At 53.2% G+C, this 24810-nt stretch carries 12 protein-coding genes; 11 read left to right on the top strand and 1 reads right to left on the bottom strand.

Annotated elements, in window-relative coordinates; translation table 11 throughout:
* Positions 1-66: 66 nt before the first annotated feature.
* From ACOQPU_RS05095 to ACOQPU_RS05045, 11 genes are all read left to right on the top strand, one after another.
* A complete protein-coding gene (locus tag ACOQPU_RS05095; RefSeq protein WP_420644047.1) occupies positions 67-5214 on the top strand; it encodes a DUF2298 domain-containing protein in 5148 nt (1715 codons plus the stop codon).
* Between the two features lie 39 nt (positions 5215-5253).
* Positions 5254-7926: a DUF2298 domain-containing protein gene (locus ACOQPU_RS05090; RefSeq protein WP_420644046.1), complete on the top strand. Its 2673-nt coding sequence runs from the start codon at positions 5254-5256 to the stop codon at positions 7924-7926.
* Between the two features lie 88 nt (positions 7927-8014).
* A complete protein-coding gene (locus ACOQPU_RS05085) occupies positions 8015-9769 on the top strand; it encodes a glycosyltransferase family 39 protein (RefSeq protein ID WP_420644045.1) in 1755 nt (584 codons plus the stop codon).
* Positions 9770-9865: 96 nt separating this feature from the next.
* Complete coding sequence (locus ACOQPU_RS05080; RefSeq protein WP_420644044.1) at positions 9866-10486, top strand: RNA polymerase sigma factor; 621 nt, start codon at positions 9866-9868, stop codon at positions 10484-10486.
* On the top strand, positions 10483-10908 hold the full coding sequence (locus ACOQPU_RS05075) for a hypothetical protein (RefSeq protein WP_420644043.1): 426 nt from the start codon (positions 10483-10485) through the stop codon (positions 10906-10908). The genes ACOQPU_RS05080 and ACOQPU_RS05075 overlap by 4 nt, the downstream gene beginning before the upstream one ends.
* Positions 10909-11097: 189 nt before the next feature.
* Positions 11098-12399, top strand: coding sequence for an IS701 family transposase (locus ACOQPU_RS05070; RefSeq protein ID WP_420640693.1), 1302 nt, complete (start codon positions 11098-11100; stop codon positions 12397-12399).
* An 83-nt stretch (positions 12400-12482) separates the two neighbouring features.
* On the top strand, positions 12483-16388 hold the full coding sequence (locus ACOQPU_RS05065) for a flippase activity-associated protein Agl23 (RefSeq protein WP_420644042.1): 3906 nt from the start codon (positions 12483-12485) through the stop codon (positions 16386-16388).
* Between the two features lie 153 nt (positions 16389-16541).
* On the top strand, positions 16542-17300 hold the full coding sequence (locus tag ACOQPU_RS05060) for an SDR family NAD(P)-dependent oxidoreductase (protein ID WP_420644041.1): 759 nt from the start codon (positions 16542-16544) through the stop codon (positions 17298-17300).
* A 218-nt stretch (positions 17301-17518) separates the two neighbouring features.
* Positions 17519-19729, top strand: coding sequence for an amino acid permease (locus tag ACOQPU_RS05055; protein WP_420644040.1), 2211 nt, complete (start codon positions 17519-17521; stop codon positions 19727-19729).
* 14 nt (positions 19730-19743) lie between these two features.
* The gene (locus tag ACOQPU_RS05050; RefSeq protein ID WP_420644039.1) at positions 19744-20697 is read left to right on the top strand and encodes an AraC family transcriptional regulator; all 954 of its coding nucleotides are present in this window, start codon (positions 19744-19746) and stop codon (positions 20695-20697) included.
* A 96-nt stretch (positions 20698-20793) separates the two neighbouring features.
* Entirely contained in the window at positions 20794-21993 is a 1200-nt protein-coding gene (locus ACOQPU_RS05045; protein WP_420644038.1) for a BtrH N-terminal domain-containing protein, read from the top strand.
* Between the two features lie 53 nt (positions 21994-22046).
* Here the strand turns inward: ACOQPU_RS05045 and ACOQPU_RS05040 are convergent, their stop codons facing one another.
* Complete coding sequence (locus ACOQPU_RS05040) at positions 22047-24755, bottom strand: reprolysin-like metallopeptidase (protein ID WP_420644037.1); 2709 nt, start codon at positions 24753-24755, stop codon at positions 22047-22049.
* Between the last annotated feature and the right edge of the window lie 55 nt (positions 24756-24810).

The following is a 24810-nucleotide window of genomic DNA, read 5'->3' as shown; positions in this document are numbered from 1 at the left end:
TTTTGAGCAAAATCTTAGCAAACGGTAAGCTACTTGTAAGGGTGACTGTGTATAAAGAAAGAAGCCTTGCAGATAATTGTATTTGATTTGCTTATGACCATTTTGGAAGAAAACGAGCAAGAACCAAAGCCAGAAACGGCCGTTTCCACACCAACAGAAAGCACAGAAGTAAGCAAACGGCCGTTTTCCTGGGAATCGATCAGCGTATTGCTTCTGCTGCTCATCCTGGTGATGGCGGGCTACTTCCGCTTTACAGGCTTGACCTGGGGTGAAGGTAACTTTCTCCACCCCGATGAATTTTTCCTGATGGACGTGGCCAGTCGCTTGCGCCCAGCCGAGAGCTTTGGTCAATATTTAGCCACTTCAGAATCGCCCCTCAACCCGTACAATGTAGACAAAGGGTTTTACGTCTACGGCAACTTCCCCATGACGTTCACCCGCTACTTTGCCGAATGGGCCACTTCTGCCTGTAGCAACTACCCAGACCTATGCACCCAAACGTACAACAGCTTTTACGGCTTGCAGCAAAGCGGCCGTTTCCTATCTGCGCTCGTTGATTTATTCACCGTGTTCCTCACGTTTTTGATTGGACGGCGGCTGTATAGCTGGCAGGCGGGCTTGCTGGCGGCGTTTTTCCAAGGAACGGCCGTCATGGCTATCCAGCAGTCCCACTTTTTCACAATGGACAACTGGGCGGCCTTTTTTACGGTGTTGGGGGTGTATGCGGCCGTTCGTGCTGCCGGGTTTGGAGATGAAAAGCAAAAGTGGCAGCTCCACTGGTGGCTTCTGTTTGGTCTCAGCCTGGGGCTGGCCGTTGCTTCCCGCATCAATGTCGCACCGTTGGCAATCATTATCAACATTTCGGCTGTGGCCTGGCTGGTGCGGCGCGGCCACACCTGGCGCAGCCTGCGCCAAACCAGCCACGGTGCACTCGATTTCCAGCGCGTCTTTTTAGGCGTATTAATCGCCGCCACTATCTCGCTGGTGGTCTTCCGTCTGGCTCAACCGTACGCGTTTGCTGATGCAACCATCGCCCGAAATGAAGTCATCACCCAAACGGGAGAAGAGCCTGGCACGGTGTCCGTTTGGCTGCGCTCGATCATGGGTTTTAACCCCCAGTGGCGCAGCAATATGGACGAAATTCAGCAGCAGCAAAGCCCCGAGGCGGTCTTCCCGCCCGCACTACAATGGACCAACCGGGACGCAATCGTCTTTCCGTTTACCAATATGGTGCTGTACGGCATGGGTATTACGGCCGGACTAGCTGCCTGGGCGGGACTCTTTTGGGCACTGTGGCGCACAGTGCGCGCGCGCCCAGATTGGCTGGTTCACGCCATCCCCGTAACCTGGAGCCTGCTCTACTTTTTGTTCATGGGCACTCGCTGGGTGAAGTCGATCCGCTACTTTTTGCCGATTTACCCCACCCTCTTTTTGCTGGGGGGGTGGATGCTATGGTTCATCTGGCAAAAAGCGCGCCAAAGTGAACGGCGGCGCAACCTCAAGCAAGCTCTAGCCGCTGGGCTGATTGCCCTGGTGATGATCCCCAGCTTTTTGTGGGCCAATGCCTTTGTTCAGATTTACCGGGAACCCATCACTCGCATTGCCGCCTCTGAGTGGATGTTTGAAAACATTCCCACCGGAGCCACGCTCATTTACGAAGCAAATGGCGAAACAAAAGAGCATACTTTGCCGCTCAAGGGGTATGATTTTCAGGTGGGAGCCAATCCGCTATTTTTGCCTGTTATTTTGCCAGAGGATGGCATATTAACGGCCGTTCGCCTCAACAAGCTGTTTATCCCTACCGATCCGGCTGGCCTTCGCACGGAGCAAAACCAGCCAATCAGTTTGCAAGCCGGGCTGGTCAATGGCCCAACCGAAACAACCGATTTGGTTATCACTGAAAGTGAGGCAAGCTATCTGTTGGATTTACCAGAAACGGCCGTTACCGCCAACAGTGCCCAGCAAATCGTGCTAGAAATGACGGCAGGCAATACAACAGCCCGTGCCCAAACCAGCCTACTGATGAATGAACATTGGGATGGCATCTTGCCTTACGACGTGAACGGCCGTTCCGCCTACGGTGCGCACTTCAGTGAGGTCACAGGCGGCCAACGCCCCATCACCAATCCAGACAGCCCTGAGAAGCGGGATGAGATAGTGCAATGGCTGGAAGAGGCTGATTACGTCGTGCTGAGCAGCCAGCGCGCAGCGTGGTCACTACCCCGAATTCCGCTTACTTACCCAATGACCACCCGCTATTACCAAGCGTTGTTCAGCGGTGAGCTGGGTTTTGAATTGGTGGCCGAATTTCACGCGCCGCTAAAAATCGGACCTTTGCACATCAGCGACACCACTGGGCAAATTGGCTGGGGCGAGATGCCAGAAATTGGCTGGCCGCCACCAGGTGATTTAGCTGCGGAAGAGGCATTTAGTGTTTACGACCATCCGCCTGTTTGGATTTTTGCCAAGACGGAGGCATACAGCCGCGAAAACACGGTTGCCATTTTTGGCGAGATAGATTTGAGCCAAACGGTGTTTATGAATCCCGGTCAGGCCACAGAGGCAGTGAATGGCTTGATGCTGTCAGAAACGGCCGTTGCTACTCAACGCGCCAATGGAACATTCAGCGATATCTTCAACCCTGAAGGGACCCTTTCTCAAAATCCGGGATTGGCAGCTTTGGTTTGGTGGCTGGCGGTGATCGCGTTGGGATTGGTCACTTTCCCGCTCACATTTGCCATCTTCCGTTGGTTACCCAGCCGAGGCTACATTTTGTCTCGCATTCTCTCCATTTTGCTCATTTCCTATTTTGTCTGGCTCACGGCCAGTGCCCAGCTTTTCCAAAATTCGCGGGGAACGCATGTACTGGCACTGCTGATCATCATTATTCTGAGTGGGTTGGTGCTTCTCCGGCGCGGCGCGGAAATTCGCACATGGGTGCGGAGCAATCTGGCATTCATTGGTGTGATCGAACTGATCGCGGTGGGATTGTACTTGATTGCCATCCTCATCCGCCTGCGCAACCCGGACGTGTGGGACGTGATTTGGGGCGGCGAGAAACCGATGGATTTGACCTATTTTACGGCCGTTCTCAAATCTACCAGCTTCCCCCCCTATGATCCCTGGTTTGCGGGTGGCTATATCAATTACTACTACTACGGCTTTGTCTACACTGGCGTCCTCGCCAAGCTGCTGGGCATCATCCCCACCGTGGCCTACAACCTCAATTTGTCTATGCTGTTTAGCTTTACGGGCATGTCCGTATTCAGCATTGCGTATGATCTTGTCGCCTGGCGGCGAGAGATTGGAGATTGGAGATTAAAAACAATCTCCAATCTCCAATCTCCAATCTCCAATCTCCATAAAAAGGCTGTCGCTGCCGGAGCCATCGCCATTACCCTGGCTATTCTGCTGGGCAACCTGGGGCAAGTTGGGGTATTGGTGGATGCCTGGTACAAGGCGGGCAATCCGACGCTGGAAGAGAGCATACCATTGGTGGGAACGGCCGTTCGCACCCTGGATGGCGGCTTCAAAGTAATCAGCGGCACGCCCGCACCAATTTATACTGGCGACTGGTTCTTCCTAGCCTCTCGCGCCCTTAACTACAATGAAGGGGAAGCCGCCCCAATCACTGAATTCCCCTTCTTCACTTTCCTTTACGGCGACCTGCATGCCCACATGATTGCCCTGCCGCTGACGATGCTGGCATTGGCTTGGGCGGTGTCGTTGGTGTTTAAGGCGAAGAAGAAGGGAGATTGGAGATTGAAGATTGGAGATTCAGAAACCAATTCAATCTCCAATCTCCAATCTCGCAGCCGCAGGCTGCCAATCTCCTCCGCGTGGTGGGAGACGGCACTCATCTGGTTCGTAGGTGCATTAGTCATCGGCGTGCTGCAAGCAACCAACATTTGGGACTTACCTACCTATGCGGTGATTGGGGTGTTGGCAATTTTTTATGCGGTGTTTGAAGAGAACGGCCGTACCGTTAACCTGCAGCTTTTTGGCCAGATTGGATTGAAAACGGCCGTACTCATTAGCCTAGCCTTCCTACTTTTCTGGCCGTTTAGCAGCAATTTTGGCGCAGGCTTCAGCTCGATTGGCCTCTGGGAAGGCTCAACAAGCTACCTGGGCAATTATCTGGTCGTCTACGGCCTGTTCTTTTTCTTTATTCTCACGCATTTGGCCCGCGAATTCCGCGCCTGGACGCGCACCTGGACGCAAGATAGCCTAAAGCAGTGGGAGCCTGCCGCCGCGCCGCTGCTGCTTGCCCTCGGTTTGTACATCATTTTGCTGCTTATCTTGTTCCGCATGGGGTATTGGGTTGCCCCTGTTGTGCTTACACTCACCATCATGGCCGGACTGCTCGGTCTGCGACCCAACCTGCCTGCTGCGCGTCGCATTATCCTCATTTTGATTGCCTCGGCATTGGGCATCACCCTGTTTGTAGAGTTTTTCGTCGTGGAAAACACGGTGGGGCGGATGAATACGGTTTTCAAATTTTATATGCAGGTGTGGCTGATTTTGAGCGTGGTGGCGGGCGTAACGGCCGTTTGGGCGTGGCCATCCATTCAAAAGAAAGAAGCTGGTCGTCGGGTATGGCTGGCGGTGCTGGGGGTGCTGGTGGCTGCCGCCGCTTTGTACCCCATCCTGGCCACCAAAGCCAAGTGGGACGTGCGTCTCAGCCAGGAAGCACCGATTACATTGGACGGCATGGCCTTCATGCCCTATGCAAACTATGCTGAGAGCCAGGGAGCCGGAGGCAACGTGCCACTCTCCTTCGATTATGAGGCACTGAAATGGATGCAGACAAACATCCCCGGCTCACCCGTTGTAGCCGAAGGCTACAGCGACAACTATTACCGCTCCATCACCAACCGGGTGTCTATGTACACAGGCCTGCCGGGGATTATTGGCTGGAGCGGTCATCAGCGGCAGCAGCGGGCTGTTTTGCCCGGCCAATTCATTGACCAGCGTTTGCGGGACGTGGCTACGCTGTACAACACAACCAACGCGCAGGAAGCGCAAAACATCCTAGCCAAATACGATGTGAGCTACGTTTACGTAGGGCAGTTGGAGTGGGTGCTGTATGCGCCTCCCGGTCTGAATAAATTTGATCAAATGGTGGAAACGGGCATTTTGGAGGAAGTTTACCGCAATGACGGGACGAGTATTTACAAGGTTTTGGATAGTAAAGCAATCACACTGAGTAATTAGTAGGAGCGGTTCGCGAACTGCCCCTACGAGGATAAGTTCATGCTAGCTTGGGAAGACATTTTTGCAGCGATTCGCTGGTGGGGTGTGTTGTTCCTGTTGGGAACGGCCGTTACCCCACTTGCCTTCTCCCTCTTCAAAAAGCTGCCCGACCGAGGGTACGCCTTTGTGAAGATGCTGTCACTGCTGCTGGTGAGCTACCTGTCCTGGTTTTTAGGCAGCCTGGGTTTCTTGCAAAATAATCTGGGCGGCATTTTGCTGGCTGTAGCCCTCATGGGCGGCCTCTCTTTCTGGGCGTATCGGCGCACCGGGGCAGAATTACGCGCCTGGGTTTGGGGACGCTGGCAACACATTTTGCTCACCGAGCTGGTTTTTGCCCTGCTGTTTGGCCTCTGGGTTTGGGTTCGCGCCCAAAATCCAGCCATCGTTGGCACCGAAAAACCAATGGAGTTTGCTTTCCTCAATGCTGTCGGCCGCAGCACCAGCTTCCCGCCAGTTGATCCCTGGCTCTCAGGGTTTGCCATTAGCTACTACTATTTTGGGTATGTGATGATCTCGGTGCTGGGGCGGTTAGCGGCCGTTGCTGAACCAGTTGCCTTTAACTTGGGATTAGCTTGGCTAATGGCTGGAACGGGAGTAGGCGCATTCGGGCTGGTTTACAATTTGGTGCTCAGTTACGGACAACACCTTAAGCAATCCGCGTCCCGTTTGGCGCTAACATTGGGGCTGATAGCGGCCATTGCCTTACCCATAGCAGGCAATCTGCAAGTCATCCTGGAGACTTTACACGGGAATGGCATGGGTTCTACTCAGTTTTGGGCATGGCTCGACGTGCGAAACATTAACGGCCCGGCAGTTGATCTGGAAAGTCCACGATATTTATGGTGGTGGCGCAGTTCCCGCGTCATTAATGAATATACCCTTTCCGGCCAAGTTATTGAAGGGTTGGAACCTATCGCAGAATTCCCCGGTTTCAGCTTCATTTTGGGCGACATGCACCCACACGTGTTGGCACTGCCGTTTGCCTTTTTGAGCCTGGCAGTGGCCTTTTTGTGGTGGCAGCAAGATGAAAAGGAGATTGGAGATTGGAGATTGGAGACTAAATCCAGCCAACAGTCTCTAATCTCCAGTCTCCAGTCTCTAGTTCCCAACAAACCGCTGTGGGCCATCACGGTGCTGGTTCTGGGCGGCTTGTCGTTCTTAAACACGTGGGATGTGCTCATTCACCTGTTTGTGGTGCTAGGGGCATTTGTGCTAAACCGTTGGCGACGGTTTGGCTGGCAAAATCGGTGGCTCACAGAGGCAATCTGGCTAGCAGTTTTGCTGGCGATCCCGGCAATTCTTCTTTATCTGCCGTTTTATTTAGGGTTTCGCTCTCAGGCAGGCGCCCCCTTTTTGCTGCCAACCCTGGTGCGTCCTACCCGATTGACCCACTTTTTAATCATTTTCGGTTTGCCGCTGCTAAGTATCTGGGCGTTGATTTTAAGTTTGGCGAATCGGTACAAATTTAAGCGATGGAAGTCTGGGGTGATTACGGCCGTTTCGTTCATCGTTGGTTTGCTACTGGTTGCGCTGCTGTTGGGGTTCATTGTTGCTAGCAGTGCCGATGGTGCCGGGCGGATTGTGAGCTTAGCAAATGAGCTGGGGCTGGCACTGCCTGATCGGCCAGAAGGGAATATCGCATTTGGCTGGGGATTTACGGCCGTACTCGGTATTCTCCCCACCGTGCTTAGGGCCAAATTTGCTCTGCCTGGCGTCACGTTCATGCTGGCAGCACTATTGGGTTTGGTCGTGATGACTTGGCAGGGGCTGTTGGATAAAAGCGGAACACAGAGCGACACAGAGAACGCACGGGGAGCCACAGAGGATTTATCGCCCCTTCACCCTGTCACCTTGTCATCCCCTCACCCTGTGATGCTCGCATCGCCCAGCCCCTTACCCTTCGTGCTGCTCCTCATCGCCACGGGTGCATTGCTCACGCTGGGGCCAGAGTTTGTTTATTTGCGGGATAATTTCGGGGTGAGGCTAAACACGGTTTTCAAATTTTATTACCAGGCGTGGGTGATGTTTGGCGTGGCTGGGCTGTTTAGTCTCTCTTATTTGTGGCTAGCGGCGCGAGAAAGCGGTCGCAAGTTGGTACCTGCAAGCGTGACCGTGGTGTACACGGCCGTTTTCATTGGCACCCTGCTCTTCCCCTACCTTGCAGTTCAATCACGCGCTATCGAGTTTCGCGGGCCGACAGACGCTGCCAATCGGCAACCGCCGACGCTAAATGGCCTGGCACAGACAGCCACTTTCAACCCAGATGAGTACGCAGCAATCATGTGGCTGCGCGACAATGTAGATGGGACACCAACAATTGTTGAGGCAGTGGGTGGTCAATATTCCGCCTACGGCCGTATCTCCGCCAGCACCGGCATCCCCACCCTGTTGGGCTGGGCGGGTCATGAGTATCAGTGGCGCGGCTACAGCACACCGGAACCTGCGGAACGCGACCCAGTGGTGCAGCAAATTTACACGCTTCCCGGCTGGGACAATAACAATATTGCCAACACGCTCACCGAATACGGAGTCGATTATATTTATGTGGGCAATTTGGAACGCAACACCTACGGCATAGACGGCCGTTTGCCCGGCAGCAACAAGTTCAACGAGCAGCTAGAAGTTGCTTACCAGAATAGCTCTGTTACCATTTACCGCTGGCAGAGCCAGTAAACAGTAATCGGTAAGGCAGCAATCAGTCAACTGATTACTGAAAACTGACTCACTGAATACTGCTTACTGAACAATCGGAGATTAGAGATTGGAGATTTTCCCCACACCGCAAGCAATACACCGGCAACCTCTCGCGGGCTGGCTTAGCCGCCTGACGGTAGCTGACGGGCTGCTGGGGCTGATTTTGCTGGCAGCGGCCATCTTGCGTTTGGCCAATTTAGGCCATTTGCCACTCTCTGACGCAGAGGCAACGCAAGCACTACCGGTATGGAACTTTTGGCAGCCAGAAACGGCCGTCCTTGCCCCTAGTAGTCCCGCCTATTTCAGCCTGACGGGTTGGCTTACGCAGCTATTTGGCTTTGGCGATGGCGTGATGCGGCTGGTTCCGGCACTGTTTGGTCTGGGATTGGTTTATCTACCCTGGCTGTTACGCCATCGCTTGGGTACGAAAGGTGCGTTGGTAACGGCCGTTCTGCTCACCATCTCCCCGCTCAACGTGATCGCTGCCCGAACGGCTGGCGGCGACAGCATGGCCCTGTTTGCCTTGCTGCTGCTGTTCATCGCCTTCATTCGCTACCAGGAAACGGCCGCAACCCGCTGGCTGTATACTCTGTTCGGCGCACTCGGCTTAGGATTTGCCAGTTCTGCACTTTTTTACAGTGGGCTGATTACCCTTTTGCTGGCGTGGTTTGTACACGCTCGGCTGGGGCTATCCCTGTTTGTGGCGGGCTGGCAGGTGCAGCCCACAAAAACCAACTGGCGCAAGGGAACGGCCGTTGGGGGGGCGATTTTCCTGCTGCTGAGCAGCTTCTTTTTGCTGTTGCCTACTGGCTTAGGTGGGTCGGCCGGGCTGGCGGGAACATGGTTCCAGCAGTTTGGCGGAGAACGCACGCTCGATCCTTTGCTGGCGTTTGTGCGGTACGAACCCGTACTCATCGTTTTGGGGCTGGCTGGCTTACTGTGGGCCATTGTGCGTGGCCACCCGCTGGCCCTGTTCACGGTCTACTGGCTAAGCGGCGGCTTGATTTTGCTGCTGCTCCAGCGCGATTTTATGAGCAATGCCCTGCTGCTCACGCTGCCTACCGCGCTGCTGGCAAGCATCATGGTGAACGCAGCCTGGCGGCGTCGCTGGGATTGGTTCAGCGGCATTACGGCAGTGGCCAGTTTAGCAGGCACGTTTGTGCTGCTCATTAATTCAGCCAGGCTGGGCCGCGCCGCCCAAGTCAATCCACAAGAAGGCACTATTTACCTCATCGTGATTTTGCTCACGATTTTATTTGTGGGTCTAGTGCTATACTTTGCGGCTTCTGAGGAGGCAACGGCCGTTTCGCAGGGCATCCTTCTGGCTATCTTGGGTTTTGCTGTTTTTTACCAGTGGGGCACTGGCTGGTGGCTGGGGCAGCAAGCGGCCAACGACCCACGTGAACGCTGGGTACAAATCGGCACCGATCTGGCCATCCGTGAGCTGGATGATACCGTGCAAATCCTCTCCAGACAGCTAGCCAATTCTGACACGACATTACAAATCGGCACGACGCTGGATGTTCCGGCTCTCAATTGGTATTTGCGGGAATATGACCAGCTTGAACTGCTGGACACGCTGCCGCTACTGCCAGATCAACAGGTACTTATCACTGCCGCCAACCAGGAATCTCGATTGGCAACCGGCTACAGTGGCACCGACTTTGCCATCCGCCGCACGGAACCCATTCCGCCTGCCGAACGTCCAGCAACGGCCGTTTACGACACATTCCGCTGGTGGTTTTTCCGTGACAGTACGGCCGTTACGCCTGTCGAGCGTGCTGTTGTGTGGGTGCGGGCAGATTTGATTAATGGACAATAAAATGAAAATTTTTAGGAATACGGCAGTGTACAAAGAAAATACGCTCTGTGAAACGCCTTTGATCTCTGTGAGACTCTGTGTTCCTGCTTTTTATTCATGAGTAACTTTTCTGAACAGACCTTGCAGCCGTGGCAGGCTGATTTACCTACCTACGCCGACCCGCAAAGTCAGGCACTCATCCAACGCTGCCTGGCGGGTGAGGATGCGGCCTACGTGACGCTGTATAACGAATACGGCGGGATGATCTACCGACTGTGCATGAGCCTGCTGCAAAACCGGGAAGATGCGGAAGAGGTGCTGCAAGACAGCTTTGAGTACGCTTTCCGCCGCTTGGATCAGTACGACGCCAATAAATCAGCGTTCAAAACGTGGCTGTACCGCATTGCAGTTAGCCGCTGCCACAACAAGCGGCGGCGTAAATGGCTGCCTACCTTTTCGTTGAGTCAGCTCATCAACCAGGGGCAGGATGTGACCGATATTGAGGCACCCTCCCCCGCAGAAATGATGCAGTTAACGGAAAAGCAGCAGGTGGTCTGGGCAGCGATTCAAGCGTTGTCAGACAAGCTGCGGGAAACGGCCGTGCTGCGCTATTATGAAGGTTTTTCTTTTGTAGAAATCGGCCAAATTTTGGGGATTCCCACCAAAACGGCCGAATCCCGAATGCGGCTGGCGCATAACGCGTTGCGGAAGGCGTTGGCGGAGCAGATTGAACCATGACGATGATGCCCCAGGAACAACAGGTACGGCAGTTGGTGCGTGAGACCTTAACCCAGGTTGGCCAGATTGAAAACGGCCGTCTCACTCAACTAATGCCCGCCATTCCCAAAAAGAAACGGCCGTTTTGGCAAGTATGGCCAGCACAGCCGACGGTAAGCCAACTCGCCGTAGCAGCGATGCTGCTAGTGATGCTGCTGGGCGGCTGGCATTGGTTTAACAGTGACAGCAATGCTCTTTGGCAACCACAACCAACCAGCCTGGCTGTCACCGCCACAACCACCAACACGCCCACCGCCACCCAAACGCAAGCTAAAATTGTGGCTACAGAAACGGCCGTTAGCCAGCAACCGACTCCGGCCATCGTACAAACCCCGGCCCCACCACCCACACCGGTAGCGGCCGTGCCTATCAGCACAAATTAAATAGGACTGGCAGTCCTTAACTGTGTTTAGTTTGACAATGTTAAATTAGGCTCGTGAGAGCCAATATCAGTAAAATTTGAAAATGGAAAAGAAAAAACTTCACGGTTAGCCCAGTGGGGGCTAAATGAAGCAGCTATCGATAAATTGGGTGAGCGGCTTGACCAGTATCATGAACGTTATCGTTATTGGATGAAAACCAAGACACGCGATACCAGTGAATATGGCTATCATTACCTGAGTGGCTTGTTACGAATGGAGAGCAACCGGCATATCAGCGGGATTGCCCGTGTAGCGGGAATCCCCGAACAAAATCTGCAACAATTCATCGCCGATTCACCTTGGGCCGGGAACGATTTGATCGCCGTCCTGCAACAAGATATCAGCAGTTTGCCCCACTACCAGCAAGGCAGTGTCCTCATTGCTGATGAAAGTGCAGAGGAGAAGGCCGGTGATGGCAGCGCCGGCAGCAGTCGGCAGCACAATGGTCGCCTGGGAAAAGTTGACATGAGTCAGGTGGGTGTGTTTTTGGCCTTGGCCAAAGATGGCTACCGCACCTGGATTGATGGCGAACTGTACTTGCCAGAAAAATGGTTCACCCCGGCCTATGCGCGGCGACGCAACAAGCTAGCCATCCCCGCTGACCGGGAATTTCAGACCAAGATCGAACTGGTACTGGTCATGGTCAAGCGGGTCCTGGCCAATGGCGTCGCCTTTGACGCCTTTGACTGCGACAGCTTGTATGGCCGCAGCCACTGGTTGCGGGCTGAATTAGACCAGCTGTCCATCCAATACTTTGCCGATATTCCCTGCAACTTGTCGCTTTATCTGGAGAAACCTCAGGTCATCCGGGAACCAAAGCGCAAGCATGTCCAAATTACTGTGTTAGGCAGTCAGACCACACCTGAACAACTGGCATCGGCGTTCTCATTCACCGCCATCACCCTTCGTCCACATGAACGGGGCCATCTCACTGCCCAATTTGCCCGGCAACGGGTGTGGACCGTCAGTGAAGAGGGAAGTTGCCGCCAGGAATGGCTGCTGATCCGCCGCGCCAACGGTAAAGTTACTTATTCACTGAGCAATGCCCCGGCTGATATTCCTCTGGAGACAATGGCCCGGCACAAGTCGCATCGCTACTTCATCGAACGGGCCCATCAGGACGCCAAATCGGAGTTGGGGTGGGATGAATTTCAGGCCCAGAAGTACCCTGCCTGGGTTCACCATCTCGCCTTGACCATCATGGCCAGTGCCTTCATCACCGAAACCTTGCTCGAGTGGACGGAGGCATATCCTCGTGACCCGGCTTTGTTGGCTGCCTACGAAACGGATACTTTGCCCAATTTATCGATTGTTAACGTTCGTACCTTGCTACGAGCCGCGTTGCCGTTGCCGCAGTTGTCGTCACGCCAGGCGGCTGAATTGGTTGTCAAACACTTGGATAATCGTACTCGCTCACGAAAGTCACGGCTTAGAAAGGCTCGTGGCCCGTGAATCTAACATTGTCAAATTAGTTACAGTAAAATTGTGCAAAGGACTGCCAGTCCTCAAAACCGAAAATATTTGCTGGACATTTTATGAGTGAACTAACAACACCTGAACCAAAAACCGACATTTTATCGCGGCCATTGTTGGCTAGCGTCAACATTGATTGGGAAAAAGCTGCCTACCTGCTAATTCTGCTGGCCGCCATTGTGACCCGCTTTTGGGGGCTGGGCGACCGGGTCATGAGCCATGACGAAAGTCTACACACCCAATTCTCTTACCAGTTTTTCATTGGGGATGGCTTTAGCCACACGCCGCTTATGCACGGGCCGTTTCTCTTTCACATCACCCCCATTTTTTACTGGCTTTTTGGTGACAACGACTTCTCTGCGCGAGTGCCGGTTGCCATATTTGGCATCATTTTGGTAGCGATGCCCTACTTTTTACGCCCCTGGCTGGGCAAAATTGGCGGGTTGGTCACCAGCTTCCTGTTCCTCATTTCCCCGTACCTCACCTACTACTCTCGCTACATTCGGCACGACATTTACGTCATTGTCTGGGCGATGATTATCTTCATTGCTATTTGGTATTACTTCCAAACAAAAGAGGATAAATATTTGTGGTGGTTTGCAGCTGGCAATGCGCTGATGTTCGCCACGAAAGAAGTTTCCTTCATTTACGTTGCCATCTTTGGCAGCTTCTTGGTTATTCGGCTGCTCCCGCAGGTTTGGATGGCTCCCTGGTTGCGAAACAATCTAAACAAGCTCACCTCGCCCGTACTGCTGGCTTTGCTGGGCTTGCTCATGGTGAGCGGTGGCCTGCTGGCAGAGCAGTTCATTGCCGAGCAAGAAACCCCCACCCTGACTGAGGAAACGGGCGTGTTTGCCGCCGATCCCGTAGAAGATGCCGTGGTTGCCACCAGCGGCGAAGAAGCCAGTGCCGTGGAAACACGTCTGGGCTGGGTAGAAATTATCGGCATTATTGCCTTTAGCGCAGGGCTGTTTTGGATGGCGGCTCGGTTCCGGCCGTTTTTGAAGAATTATGCCGAATTTGATTTGATTGTGCTGTTTACGACCCTGATCTTGCCAATGGCCTCGCCGCTGTTTGTGGTGCTGGCGGGTGGCAATCCGCTGGATTACACCAACCAGATGAATGGCTGTTTGGTAGCTGGGCAAGAGTCGATGACGGCCGTTCAAATTTTCTTTGCCCGTATATTTGATCTGGCTTGCTGGGGCAGCTTCGTCAACTCGTCTCTCTTTTTAACAGCGCTCTTTTTGATTATCACTTTGGCAGCGGCCGTTTTGGTGGGGCTGTGGTGGGATCAGCGACGCTGGGTGATCGCAGCTCTCATTTATCACGCCATCTTTTTTGTGCTGTATACCTCCGTTTTCACCAACATTGGCGCAGGCTGGACCAGCGGCACGATTGGCTCATTAGGATACTGGCTAGAGCAGCAGGAGGTGCAGCGCGGCAACCAGCCTGCCTTCTACTACTTCTTTGTGGTGCCTTTTTACGAATTTTTACCGCTGATATTCTCGCTACTTGCCATCCGCTTTTGGCTATTGAAGCAAAAAATAAATCAGATAACAGGGTATTGGTTTACGGCCGTTCTGCTGGCATTGCTGGGGTACAGCCTGGGCAACTGGGTATTCAACCTGGAGAACGTCCTCAGCGGCTTGGCAATCAGCCGCTTACCCGGCATTTTGATCGGTATCCTTATTTTGGGTATTGCCATCTTGGTCTGGTTCTTTATCCGGCGTGGGCAGATTTTGCGGGCGCATGGGCTGGAAAAGGGTTTGACAGGGCTTTTAAGCAGAGAGATCATGTGCGATTTTGTTGCCTTCGTTAGCTGGTGGCTGATGCTTACCTGGACAGCCTACAGCGTTGCCGGGGAAAAAATGCCGTGGCTGAGCACCCACTTTGTGATTCCGATGGGGCTTTTGGCAGGTTGGTACATCAATGAGCGGTTCAAAGAGTTTGAATGGCGCGAACTGTTCTCGCGGCAGGCGTTGTTATTTGCCGGATTAACGTTGGGATTGATTGTGGCCGTCTTTGTGGCCTTGGGACCAGTCTTGTTGGGTCGTGTACAGTTTGGCAACCAGCAGCTTGGCAATCTGACACAGTTGGGGCAACTACTGGGCGGCATTGTGCTGGCGGCCATCGTCTTCTGGTTCTGGCAGCAGGTTCGGGAAGAAGTAAACGGCCGTCTGCGTCGTCCGTTGGTGATTTTGAGCCTGTTTACCCTGCTCAGTTTGCTCACCATTCGCTTCACGTACCTTTCTAGCTGGCCCAATGCCGATTACGCCCGCGAATTTATGGTGTACGCACACGGCGCGCCCGCTGCCAAAAGCATGGTGCTAGACCAGATCGAAACGCTCTCCACGCGTATGCACGGCGACAAGAGCCTGCGTGTGGCCTTTGGCGGCAGCGGCGTCTCCTGGCCGTTTACCTGGTACATGCGCGAATACCCCAACCGCGTTTATTTTGGCGAAAGCCCGTCGGCGACGCTGAATGAATCCCCCGTCGTCATTGTGGGGCGCAGCAATTGGGATGAGGTAGACCGCCTACTCGGCAACAATTACACTTACCGCACCTATACCTACCTCTGGTGGCCGATGGAGGAGTATCGCAACATTGGCTGGGCCGCCATTTTGGGCGATCCCAATCGCCCAGAAGGGGTTGAGCGACGGGGCTTACTGAACCCAAACGTGCGTGAAGCATTGTGGGACATCTTCTTCTACCGGGATTTCACCACCTACAGCCAGGTATTTGGCGGCACACTTACCGATGGGCAATGGCCGCTGCGGGACGATTTGCGCCTGTACGTGCGCAAAGATGTGCTGGTTGATTTGTGGGATTATGGGCTAGAAACGGTTGGTGCGCCCGGTCTGGAAGTGCCTTATGAAGAGGGTGAAATTCAGGTGGTGCCAGAGCTGGTGATTAACCCCAGCGGCATTGCCGGGGCGGCGGATGACCAGCTATTTGCGCCACGCAATGTGGTGGTGGGTGAAGACGGCCGTATTTACGTCCTCGATTCTGGCAACCAGCGCGTGCAAATCTTTGATGCCGCAGGGCAGTTCCTGGACAGCTTTGGCGGCCCCGGTGCAGGCAACGGTCAATTTAACCCCGAAGGGCAAGGGCCGTGGGGGTTGGCCATTGACGAGCAATTTGTGTACGTAGCGGACACCTGGAACCATCGCGTGCAGAAGTTTACGCTGGATGGGCAGTTTGTGGGCAGCTACGGCCGTCCCGGCAACACGATTGACGATCCGTCAGGACAAGGGCTAGGGCTATTCTTTGGCCCGCGTGATATTGCCATCGTAGACGGTGACCGCGTGCTGGTCACTGACACGGGCCACCATCGTATTCAGGTGATGGATGCACAAGGAAACTTCATCGGGCAGTTAGGGGCTGGCAACGACCAGTTTGGTGCCGCGCTGGGACAGTTCTATGAACCGGTTGGTGTTGCTACGGGGCCAGATGGCTTTGTGTACGTGGCCGATACATGGAACGGCCGTATCCAACAGCTCACCGCCGACTTGATTCCCATGAACGAATGGCTGCTCGACACGGGCTGGCCGGCCAACACCTCGGTGAATAACAAACCTTACCTGGCGGTAGACAGCGGTGGCCGCGTTTACGTTACCGACCCGGAATCACCACGGGTGCTTATTTTTGACCAGACGGGCAATTATGTTGGCAAATTTGGGCAGTTTGGCACGGACAGTAACAGCTTCAATCTGCTCAATGGCATCTTTATCGACCAGCAAGACAATATCTACGTAGTGGATGCGGGCAACAACCGCGTGCTGAAATATCCGCCGATTTTTGCCCCGGTCGTGCCAATTGAAGTTCCTATCGAAGAACCCATTGACGAGGAACCAGCAGATGCAGTCGAGGAAGAGGATGTGCTGGAAGACGCTGAAGAAGAACCAATCGACGAAAATGAACCAGCCGCTGAACCCACCGAACCACCTGCTGATGAGAGTGAAAATTAAACGGCCGTTCCCCAAAATATCAGACCTGCCAGCGATTCATCTGGCAGGTCTTTTTATGTCCGTATACATTGGACAGTGACATATACAACTTGGTACAGATCCAAACAAAAATCTGTGTCATCTGTGTAAATCTGCGGCCAATTGGAGGCAATAATGGATTTCTCTGGAAAAGTAGTCTTGGTCACGGGTGGCTCGCGGGGCATTGGCCGGGCAATTTGCCAACAGTTTGCCCAGCGCGGGGCGCAAGTGGTAGTGCATTACAATCGCAACAGAACCGCTGCTGAAGAAACGGCCGCTTCCCTCGCAGGCAGCAACCACCTCATCACCCAAGCAAATATGGCAAGCCCCGCAGAATTAGAGCAGTTGGTGGCAGAAGTCGTAGAGAAGTACGGCCGTATCGACATCCTCGTCAACAATGCAGGTATTTATGAAGAACACCCGCTGGCCGAAGTTACTTTTACCGCGTGGCAGGCAGCCTGGCAGCAAACGTTGGCGGTGAATTTGGTGGGGGTGGCGAATCTAACCTATTTGGTGGGGCAGCAGATGATTAAGCAGGGATACGGCCGTATCGTCAACGTTTCTTCACGCGGTGCCTTTCGGGGTGAACCCGTGGCCCCAGCTTATGGTGCCAGCAAAGCCGGGCTGAACGCCATGAGCCAGTCGTTGGCCAAATATCTGGCACCGCACAACGTGTTTGTGGGTGTGGTGGCTCCCGGCTTTGTAGAAACCGAGATGGCAGCCGAACATCTGGCAGGGGAAGCGGGCGACGCCATTCGCGGCCAAAGCCCCCTCAACCGCGTCGCCACCCCGGACGAAGTAGCTTACCCGGTGCTGTTCCTGGCGGCTGAAGGCACCCAATTTCTGACGGGAGCTATCATTGACGTCAACGGTGCATCTTACCTTCGCACTTGATCGGCGGGTTTTTTCAGTGTTCAATTTATGGGATGCGGATGAACGCGGACGGCGCAGAAAGAAGCAAATAATCCGCGTGTTCCCGCGCTTGTCCGCGTCCTAATGCTATTTGAAGGCAACGACTGAAACGCGCTAACTTGATCGGTAGCTAACTTGCACAAAGTACGCCCATTGCCTAAACTCACGTTAACTCATTTTCTTCAACTTAAGGATGGTCAATGACTGTCAAAAATAATCACAATACAGCCTCGGCAGGACGATTTGGCACGTTTACCGGCGTTTTTACTCCCAACATTCTCACCATTTTAGGCATTATCCTCTTCCTGCGCGTTGGCTGGGTTGTGGGTCAGGCAGGGCTGTGGGGAGCGTTGGGCATTGTCTTGTTGGCAAACCTGATTTCCTTCCTCACCGGACTTTCCCTTTCGGCCATTGCCACCAGCATGGACGTACGTGCCGGAGGCAACTACTACCTCATCTCTCGTTCGTTGGGGCTGGAAGTGGGTGGTGCTATCGGTATTCCGCTCTATCTTTCCCAAGCAATTTCCATTGCCTTTTACATCATTGGTTTTACCGAAGCATTGCTAGCCATTGAGTTTTTTCAGCAGGTTGATCCGCGGTTGATTGCAACGGCCGTTGCCCTCCTGTTCGCCCTCATTGCCTACGTTGGGGCCGATTTTGCCTTGCGTATTCAATTTTTCATTCTGGCCGTGCTGGTCGTGGCGCTGGTTTCCTTTTTTGCCGGTGGCTGGGACAGCTTTGGCACCGCCACCATTGCCTCTAACTACACCTTTGGCAATAACTTCTGGACCGTGTTTGCTGTCTTCTTCCCCGCCGTCACCGGCATCGAGGTTGGCATCAGCCTTTCTGGCGATTTGAAAGACCCCAGCAAAAGTATTCCCAGAGGCACCATTACGTCGATTGTGGTAACGGCCGTAATCTACATCATCGCCGTTATTTGGTTTGCCACCCACCTCACCGCTGACGAATTGATCAACAATAATTTAGCCATGCAAAGCGTCGCCCTGGTGCCCGGCCTCATTTTGGCGGGCGTGTGGGCCAGCACCCTCTCATCGGCGTTGGGTAGCGTGTTGGCCGCGCCGCGGACGCTGCAAGCCATTGCCCAGGATCGCGTGCTGCCCGTGTGGATGGCAGGCAAGATGGGCAGCCAAACCGAGCCGCGCGTCGCCGTTCTGCTTTCTGCAGCCATTGCCATTATTGTCATCTGGCTAGGCGATCTTGATTTTGTGGCACCGATCATCTCCATGTTCTTTCTCAACACGTACGGCATGGTTAACCTGGTAGCCAGTATTGAAAATTTAGTCGGCAATCCCAGCTACCGTCCCCAATTCAAAATTCCCTGGTACGTCTCTATGCTGGGGGCAATTGGCTGTTACGGAGCCATGTTCCTCATCAGCCCGGTGGCCACAATCATCGCCATTGTTATCACCTACGGCGTCTTTTTTGCTTTAGAGCGGCGGCAGGTACGGCGCACCTGGGGCGATGTGCAAATTGGCATTTGGATCGCCATTGCTCGCTGCGCTTTGCTGCAAATGGAAACCGAACGCCCCACCCCCAAAAATTGGCGACCCAACCTGATTGTATTTACAGGGCAGCCGCACAATCGCGAGCAGCTTGTTGCCGTAGCTGACTGGCTGAGTCGGGGACGCGGCATTGTGACATTTTTCCAGCTTATCATTGGGGATGTGGAAAAGCTGGTGGGCAAAAATCTACGAACAACCGCTCGCAAGCAAATTCGCAACTATATTCAGGATCACGGCATGACGGCGTTTGCCGAGGCCGAAGTGGTGTCTGATTTTAAGCAAGGGGCACTCACGCTGGTTCAGGCTCACGGCATTGGCAATCTGACCTCCAATTCCATTTTGATGGGTTGGAGCCGCACCGAAGCTGGCCGCGTTATGCAGTTGGAGCTGATGCGGCAGTTGGTCGCACTCAGGAAATCTGTACTCTTTTTGAATTATGACGACAGTCGCGGGTTTGGCCAAAAACGGATCATTAACATTTGGTGGCAAGGTCGCGGTGGCAACGCCGATCTGAAGCTGCTGCTAGCCTACCTCATTCAGCGGCATGGTGACTGGTTTCAATCGGAAATTCGGCTGCTGCGGATTATTGACGGGAAAGAAGGGGTCGCTCAAACAAAAGCACATCTAGACGAGATGCTAGACGATGTGCGCGTAGAGGCAGAACCTGTCGTCATTGTGCGAGATGATCCGCAGCAAAGCATTCCTCAGGTGATCAAAGATAATAACCTCGATGCCGATTTAACGATTTTGGGGATGAAGTTGCCAACCATTGATGAAATTGACAGCTATAGTCGGCGGTTAGATGAACTGGTTCGGGCTGTAGGCACGGTTCTGGTCGTGCGCAAAGCAGCACTAGAGGAAGATTTGTTGACAACAGGCGGAGAGTAAGTGCCGCGGTAGAATTGGTAAACCGCAAGAAAGATCAAGAAACGGCCGTTCCTCTGACGTATAATCCCTCTATGACTCGCCCAACACCTTTGGCATCTAATCACCAAACGGCCGCTTTGCTGCCCGTTTTAGCCTACATCCAATCGCATTTGGATGAAGATTTATCATTAGCTCAACTGGCAGAAAAGGCAGCATTGTCGCCTTACCATTTTCACCGGCTGTTTCACGATACCATTGGCGAAACGCTCAAGCAGTACACTCAGCGACTGCGGCTGGAGCGGGCAGCGTTCGACCTGAAAATTCGTGAGGCGACAATCCTGGAAATTGCCCTCAATTGGGGGTTCAACGCACCAGAGACGTTTACCCGCGCGTTCAAACGTTGGTTTGGGGTGACGCCAAAGCAATATCGGGTTTCGTACGGCCGTATTCTAGAGCAGCAGCAACAAATCAACCCAACGTTGCTTAATGAGCTCGCTACCGAAACCACCTGCTCCCGCGTGACTATCCAGAAACTCAAGCCAATCCCCGTCGCCTTTGTACGCAATTTGGGTGCCTACGAACACGTCGATTTTCATCAATATGATCGGCTCATTGCCTGGGCTGATGCCAACGGGCTGTACACTGGCGACAATCTGCTGCTGGGGGTGGGGCATGACGACCCTAACATTACACCCACTGAAAAAGTGCGGTTCGATATGTGCCTAAGCGTGCCAGAATCGTTTCAACCAGATGGCAACATTGGCTTCCAAAATGTACCGGGCGGCCATTTTGCCACCATGAGCTACATTGGCCCTCTGGACGCAAGTTTCACGCAGGTTTATCACATATTTTTTCAACAGTTGGTGCAGATTAAAAATATCGAAATAATCGGCCTGCCCGTCATTGAAATTTACCGCACCACGCGCATCAATCCAGCCTATGCCCTCAACGAAACGGATATTTACATTCCCGTAAAAAAGATCGGTTAACAGTAATCAGTGAACGGTATTCGGCAAATGGTAATCAAGCAATTAAATACCGATTACTAACGACTGAATACTGGTTACTGTACAAAGGAGAACAGAATGAGCATGCAAAATTACACACAATTTGGTGGCATCCACCCAGAAACGGCCACGATGACCAATGTTTTGGCCAACCAGGGATTCGTGTCGCCGCACAACGGCCGTCCGCTCAGCGAGGCGATGGTGTTGGGCATTGCGGGTGGTTTAGGCTGTGGCTACATTCTGTGGGAGTTCAAGAAGCACGACGCGGCGATTCTGGTAATGGGCTTCCAAAACAAGTGGAATTATACCACCCAGTTCATGCAAAACTTCTGTGACCGTGTGGGCGTAAAGGCAGATTTCTTGGAAACTGGCGGGGCCAAAACGGCCGCAAAACATTTAGGCGATGCGCTGGCAGACGGCCGTTTCCCCATTGCCTGGGTCGATCAGGAAAAGCTGCCCTACTTTTACCTGCGCCCCATGTACAGCGGCTGCTTTGGCCACTTTGTGACGGTTTTTGGTGAGAAAGACGGCCGTTACTTGTTGGATGATCGGTCACAAACGCCGCTCAGCGTAGATGGCAACACGTTCAGCGAAGCGCGCAAGCGGATTGGCTCTTACAAAAATCGGCTGCTGCTGCTGGAAGCCAACGGCAGCGACTTTGACCTCCCAGCCGCCACCATGGCCGGGCTGGAAGATTGCGTCGATTACCTGAGCCAAAGCTCGCAAACCTTCGCCCTGCCCGTTTACAAAAAATGGGCCAAAATGATGACCGACACGAAGAACAAAAAGGGGTGGCCCACTGTGTTTAAGGAGAAAAAGGGATTGTATAGCACCCTACGCTCGTTACACGAAGGCATCAAGCTGTTTGGCACGGCGGGCGGCGGCTTACGGAACGTCTATGCGGACTTTTTGGGCGAGGCGAGCGACATCTTGAACCAGCCCAAACTTGAAGAAGCTGCGGAGCTATATCACCGGGTGGCCGTTCTGTGGCGCAACTTTGCCGATGCCGTCCTGCCTGACGAAATTCCGCCATTAAAAGAAACGAAAACGCTCCTGGCAAAGAAATACCATATCTTCCTCAGCTGCGGCACCGAAGCCGATGCCGAGCTGCGCCAGTTGAGCCAGCAGCTACAAGATATGGAGGTGGAGTTGAACGGCCGTTTCCCCATCAGCGACGACACCATGCAAGCCCTCTTCGCCGACATGCAAGGCCATTTGGAGCAAATCTACGCCACGGAGAAAGAGGCGTTGGCCGCTTTGGCAGGTGCAATCAGCTAATATAATTGGAGACTGAGGATTTGTACTCCTCAGTCTCCTAACCCTAATCCCCGTTAATCCCGCATAATAGTTGGCAAATAGATGTAGTAGTAATCTGTAACCATCACCATCACATTGTCGCTGCCAGTGACGATGACCTGATTTTGCACCGTGCTGCTACTCTTTACTCCACCCGGATCATCCTCATCTGACGCTTGAGCCACGTTGCTAATGGTGAGCTCGCCCGTCGCTGTCGCCGTGACGCTCCCTGGCAAAGTAACCCCATTATTGGGGCAGGTATAAACTTGACTGGCACCTGGCCCTAGCACCTGCGGCGTGTTGAGCGCAGGCGTACAGTTGATCAGATTGGGCGTGGTCGCCACTTGAACATTGTTAAGAGACAAGCTACCGTGGCTATTGGTAACGGTAATGGTGTAAGTGGTAATTTCTGTGCTGGAAATAGCAGATGGCAAAGCCGTAATTTCTACATCTAACGCCAAAGAAGAATCGACAACGGCCGTACAGGTGAAACTTTCGCTGCTGGATGGATTGATTGCCACCATCTCCATCAAATCACCCGAAACGCCATTGCAAGATGGATTGGTCAGTGCGGTGGCAAACGTATCTGTGACGACCGTATTGCTAGCTGGTGCTGTTCCTACATTTTCGACGTCAATTGTGTAAGTCAACGAATCCCCGGGAATCACGCTTCCGGTTGGTTCAACCGATTTGCTCACCGTCAGCGAGGGATCGCCACCGGCACCTATCTGGATAGTGAAATTTGTGTTGGAAATGTCAAAGAAAATATTGTCGGCACAGCTGACGCGCACGCGGGCGTTGCTCGTACTGATATTTGGTACAATGACATTCTGGCTGCCATCATTCGGCGTGTTCATTTCTAAAACAGTAGGGTATGTAAAGCCGCCATCGGTAGAAAGATCAATATTCACATTGGCGCAACTAATTGGCGCATCTGTGGTTCCAGCGACGTTCCAGGTGACGGTTTCTGTTGTGTTACCTGTCCAAGTTACATTTGTGTTGGGAGAGGTAACCAGGAAAGGACCAGTGCCAGCAACGGCCGTTACCGTTGTCGAATCAGAAGCCACCCCGCCTGTCGCTGCATTGTTATCCCGCACAGTCAGGCGGAAGTTCATGGTACGGCCGTAGCTCGGCAAAATCTCGCCCAATGTCTGCATATTGTTCACAATGTCAGAAATCTGCGGGAAGGTACGCGAGGGCGACGTTGTGGCCGGGAATGATCTGAAAATAGGCGCATTGCCCGACGGAAACTGCGGCACACCTTGCGAACCATTGTCAAACTGTTCCCAATTGTAGGTTAGAGAAGCTGTGCCATCTGGATCTGAAGCAGATCCCGTAAGTGTAAACGGCGTATTTAGAGGGATGTTGTAGCTACCGCCAGCATTTACGGTTGGCGGCGTATTGCCAGTTGATGATGTGACCGCACAGCTGTTGCCATTACCAACTGTTGTATATGCCACAATTTCATCAAAACTGATTCCATGAAAATAATCATCGCTGTTACTTTGCAAATTTTGCGGGCTACAAATGCCTGCATAAGCCATAATAGTGCTGCCGCTACCTGGTTCATAAGCTGTATCTGCATTCCATTGAAAATCTTCATTGCAGAAACCTGTATTGCTATTGAACGTATGATTTGCTGCAAACTGATGTCCAATTTCATGTGCAACGTAGTCTACATAAAATGGATCGCCAATTGGAGAACTCAATCCAGTAACACCTCTTGCTTTTAGGCCAGACACACAGGGCACACCCAAAGTGGCAACACCTCCCCCATTTGTGCTAAACACATGGCCAATATCGTAATTCGCAGACTCTATAACAGTGTCCAAATTGGTTTGATTTTCACTAAGCATTGCAAATCCATTGTTGTCTGTATAAGGATCAGTCGCCCCATTTGGATAAATGATCAAATCATTATTGGCTATGAGTTCCAGCCGGACAGCAACTTCCCTTTCATAAATGCCTGTGACACGGTTGATAGCCGTCACGATTTCGGCCATCGCCAGCTCTTCACCACCATGAAATTGCGTATACTCGCCCGTGGCGGCAACGGCCAGACGGTACGTGCGCAAGGTGCTGCCAGAGCTGACGCCACCATCGGGCGCGGCTGGCTTTTCGCCTTCTTCGTGCTCTGGTTCAACGACGACATCTGGCTCAAAATCATCTGGCAGATTAGGAATAAAGTCGCTGGCAAAATAGCTTTGGTACAGGTCTGTATTGTCGGCAACGTATGGATCGATGAACACACGGCCGTTTGCCGACAAAATCATGGCGTGAAACCCTTTGGGCGTGGTGTCGAGCCGGGCAAAAGCGGTAGGGTCATCCAAACCAACACCGGCATAGGTACGAATCTCTGGAAACTTGGCCGCGAGTTCAGGGTGCATGACGGCCGTTTGGTAAATCTGGAAACGGCCGTAGCTTCCATCGGGCAGCGGCAGCGAGAGAACAGTCTCATCGGCCACTGTAGCACCGTCTGGCGAATTGGCCAGCACGCCATCCAGCGCGTCCCAATTAAGCGAAACAGTGCGGTATGCTGTCGGCTCAATCACCCGGTCGCCCGCCACGCGCAACAACGACTCATCCACATCCTGCCAAACACCATCGGCCGATTCCGTGCCAGTTGGTGCGGCCGTTGCGTTGGATTGCCTGCCAATGATGGTTAGAAAAATCAACAGCAAGGTTAGCCCAACTAATCCTATGAAAAACAGCAAATAATTATTCTTCTGGTTTGTGGGAATCATATAATAGCTCCAGTGAAATTTGGTCCAGCAGGGGGGATACGGTGTTTGTTAGGTT

This window comes from Candidatus Leptofilum sp. (assembly GCF_965223285.1).
In the GTDB taxonomy this organism is placed as follows: Bacteria; Chloroflexota; Anaerolineae; order Promineifilales; family Promineifilaceae; genus Leptofilum.
Note: the sequence above shows the minus strand (reverse complement) of the source record. Positions and strands in the feature narration are given on the sequence as shown.

Excerpts from the sequence above, each read along its gene's own strand:
- ACOQPU_RS05090 (WP_420644046.1), top strand. The coding sequence starts at position 5,254 with ATGCTAGCTTGGGAAGACATTTTTGCAGCGATTCGCTGGTGGGGTGTG.
- ACOQPU_RS05080 (WP_420644044.1), top strand. The coding sequence starts at position 9,866 with ATGAGTAACTTTTCTGAACAGACCTTGCAGCCGTGGCAGGCTGATTTA.
- ACOQPU_RS05075 (WP_420644043.1), top strand. The coding sequence starts at position 10,483 with ATGACGATGATGCCCCAGGAACAACAGGTACGGCAGTTGGTGCGTGAG.
- ACOQPU_RS05070 (WP_420640693.1), top strand. The coding sequence starts at position 11,098 with ATGAAAACCAAGACACGCGATACCAGTGAATATGGCTATCATTACCTG.
- ACOQPU_RS05065 (WP_420644042.1), top strand. The coding sequence starts at position 12,483 with ATGAGTGAACTAACAACACCTGAACCAAAAACCGACATTTTATCGCGG.
- ACOQPU_RS05060 (WP_420644041.1), top strand. The coding sequence starts at position 16,542 with ATGGATTTCTCTGGAAAAGTAGTCTTGGTCACGGGTGGCTCGCGGGGC.
- ACOQPU_RS05055 (WP_420644040.1), top strand. The coding sequence starts at position 17,519 with ATGACTGTCAAAAATAATCACAATACAGCCTCGGCAGGACGATTTGGC.
- ACOQPU_RS05045 (WP_420644038.1), top strand. The coding sequence starts at position 20,794 with ATGAGCATGCAAAATTACACACAATTTGGTGGCATCCACCCAGAAACG.
- ACOQPU_RS05040 (WP_420644037.1), bottom strand. The coding sequence starts at position 24,755 with ATGATTCCCACAAACCAGAAGAATAATTATTTGCTGTTTTTCATAGGA.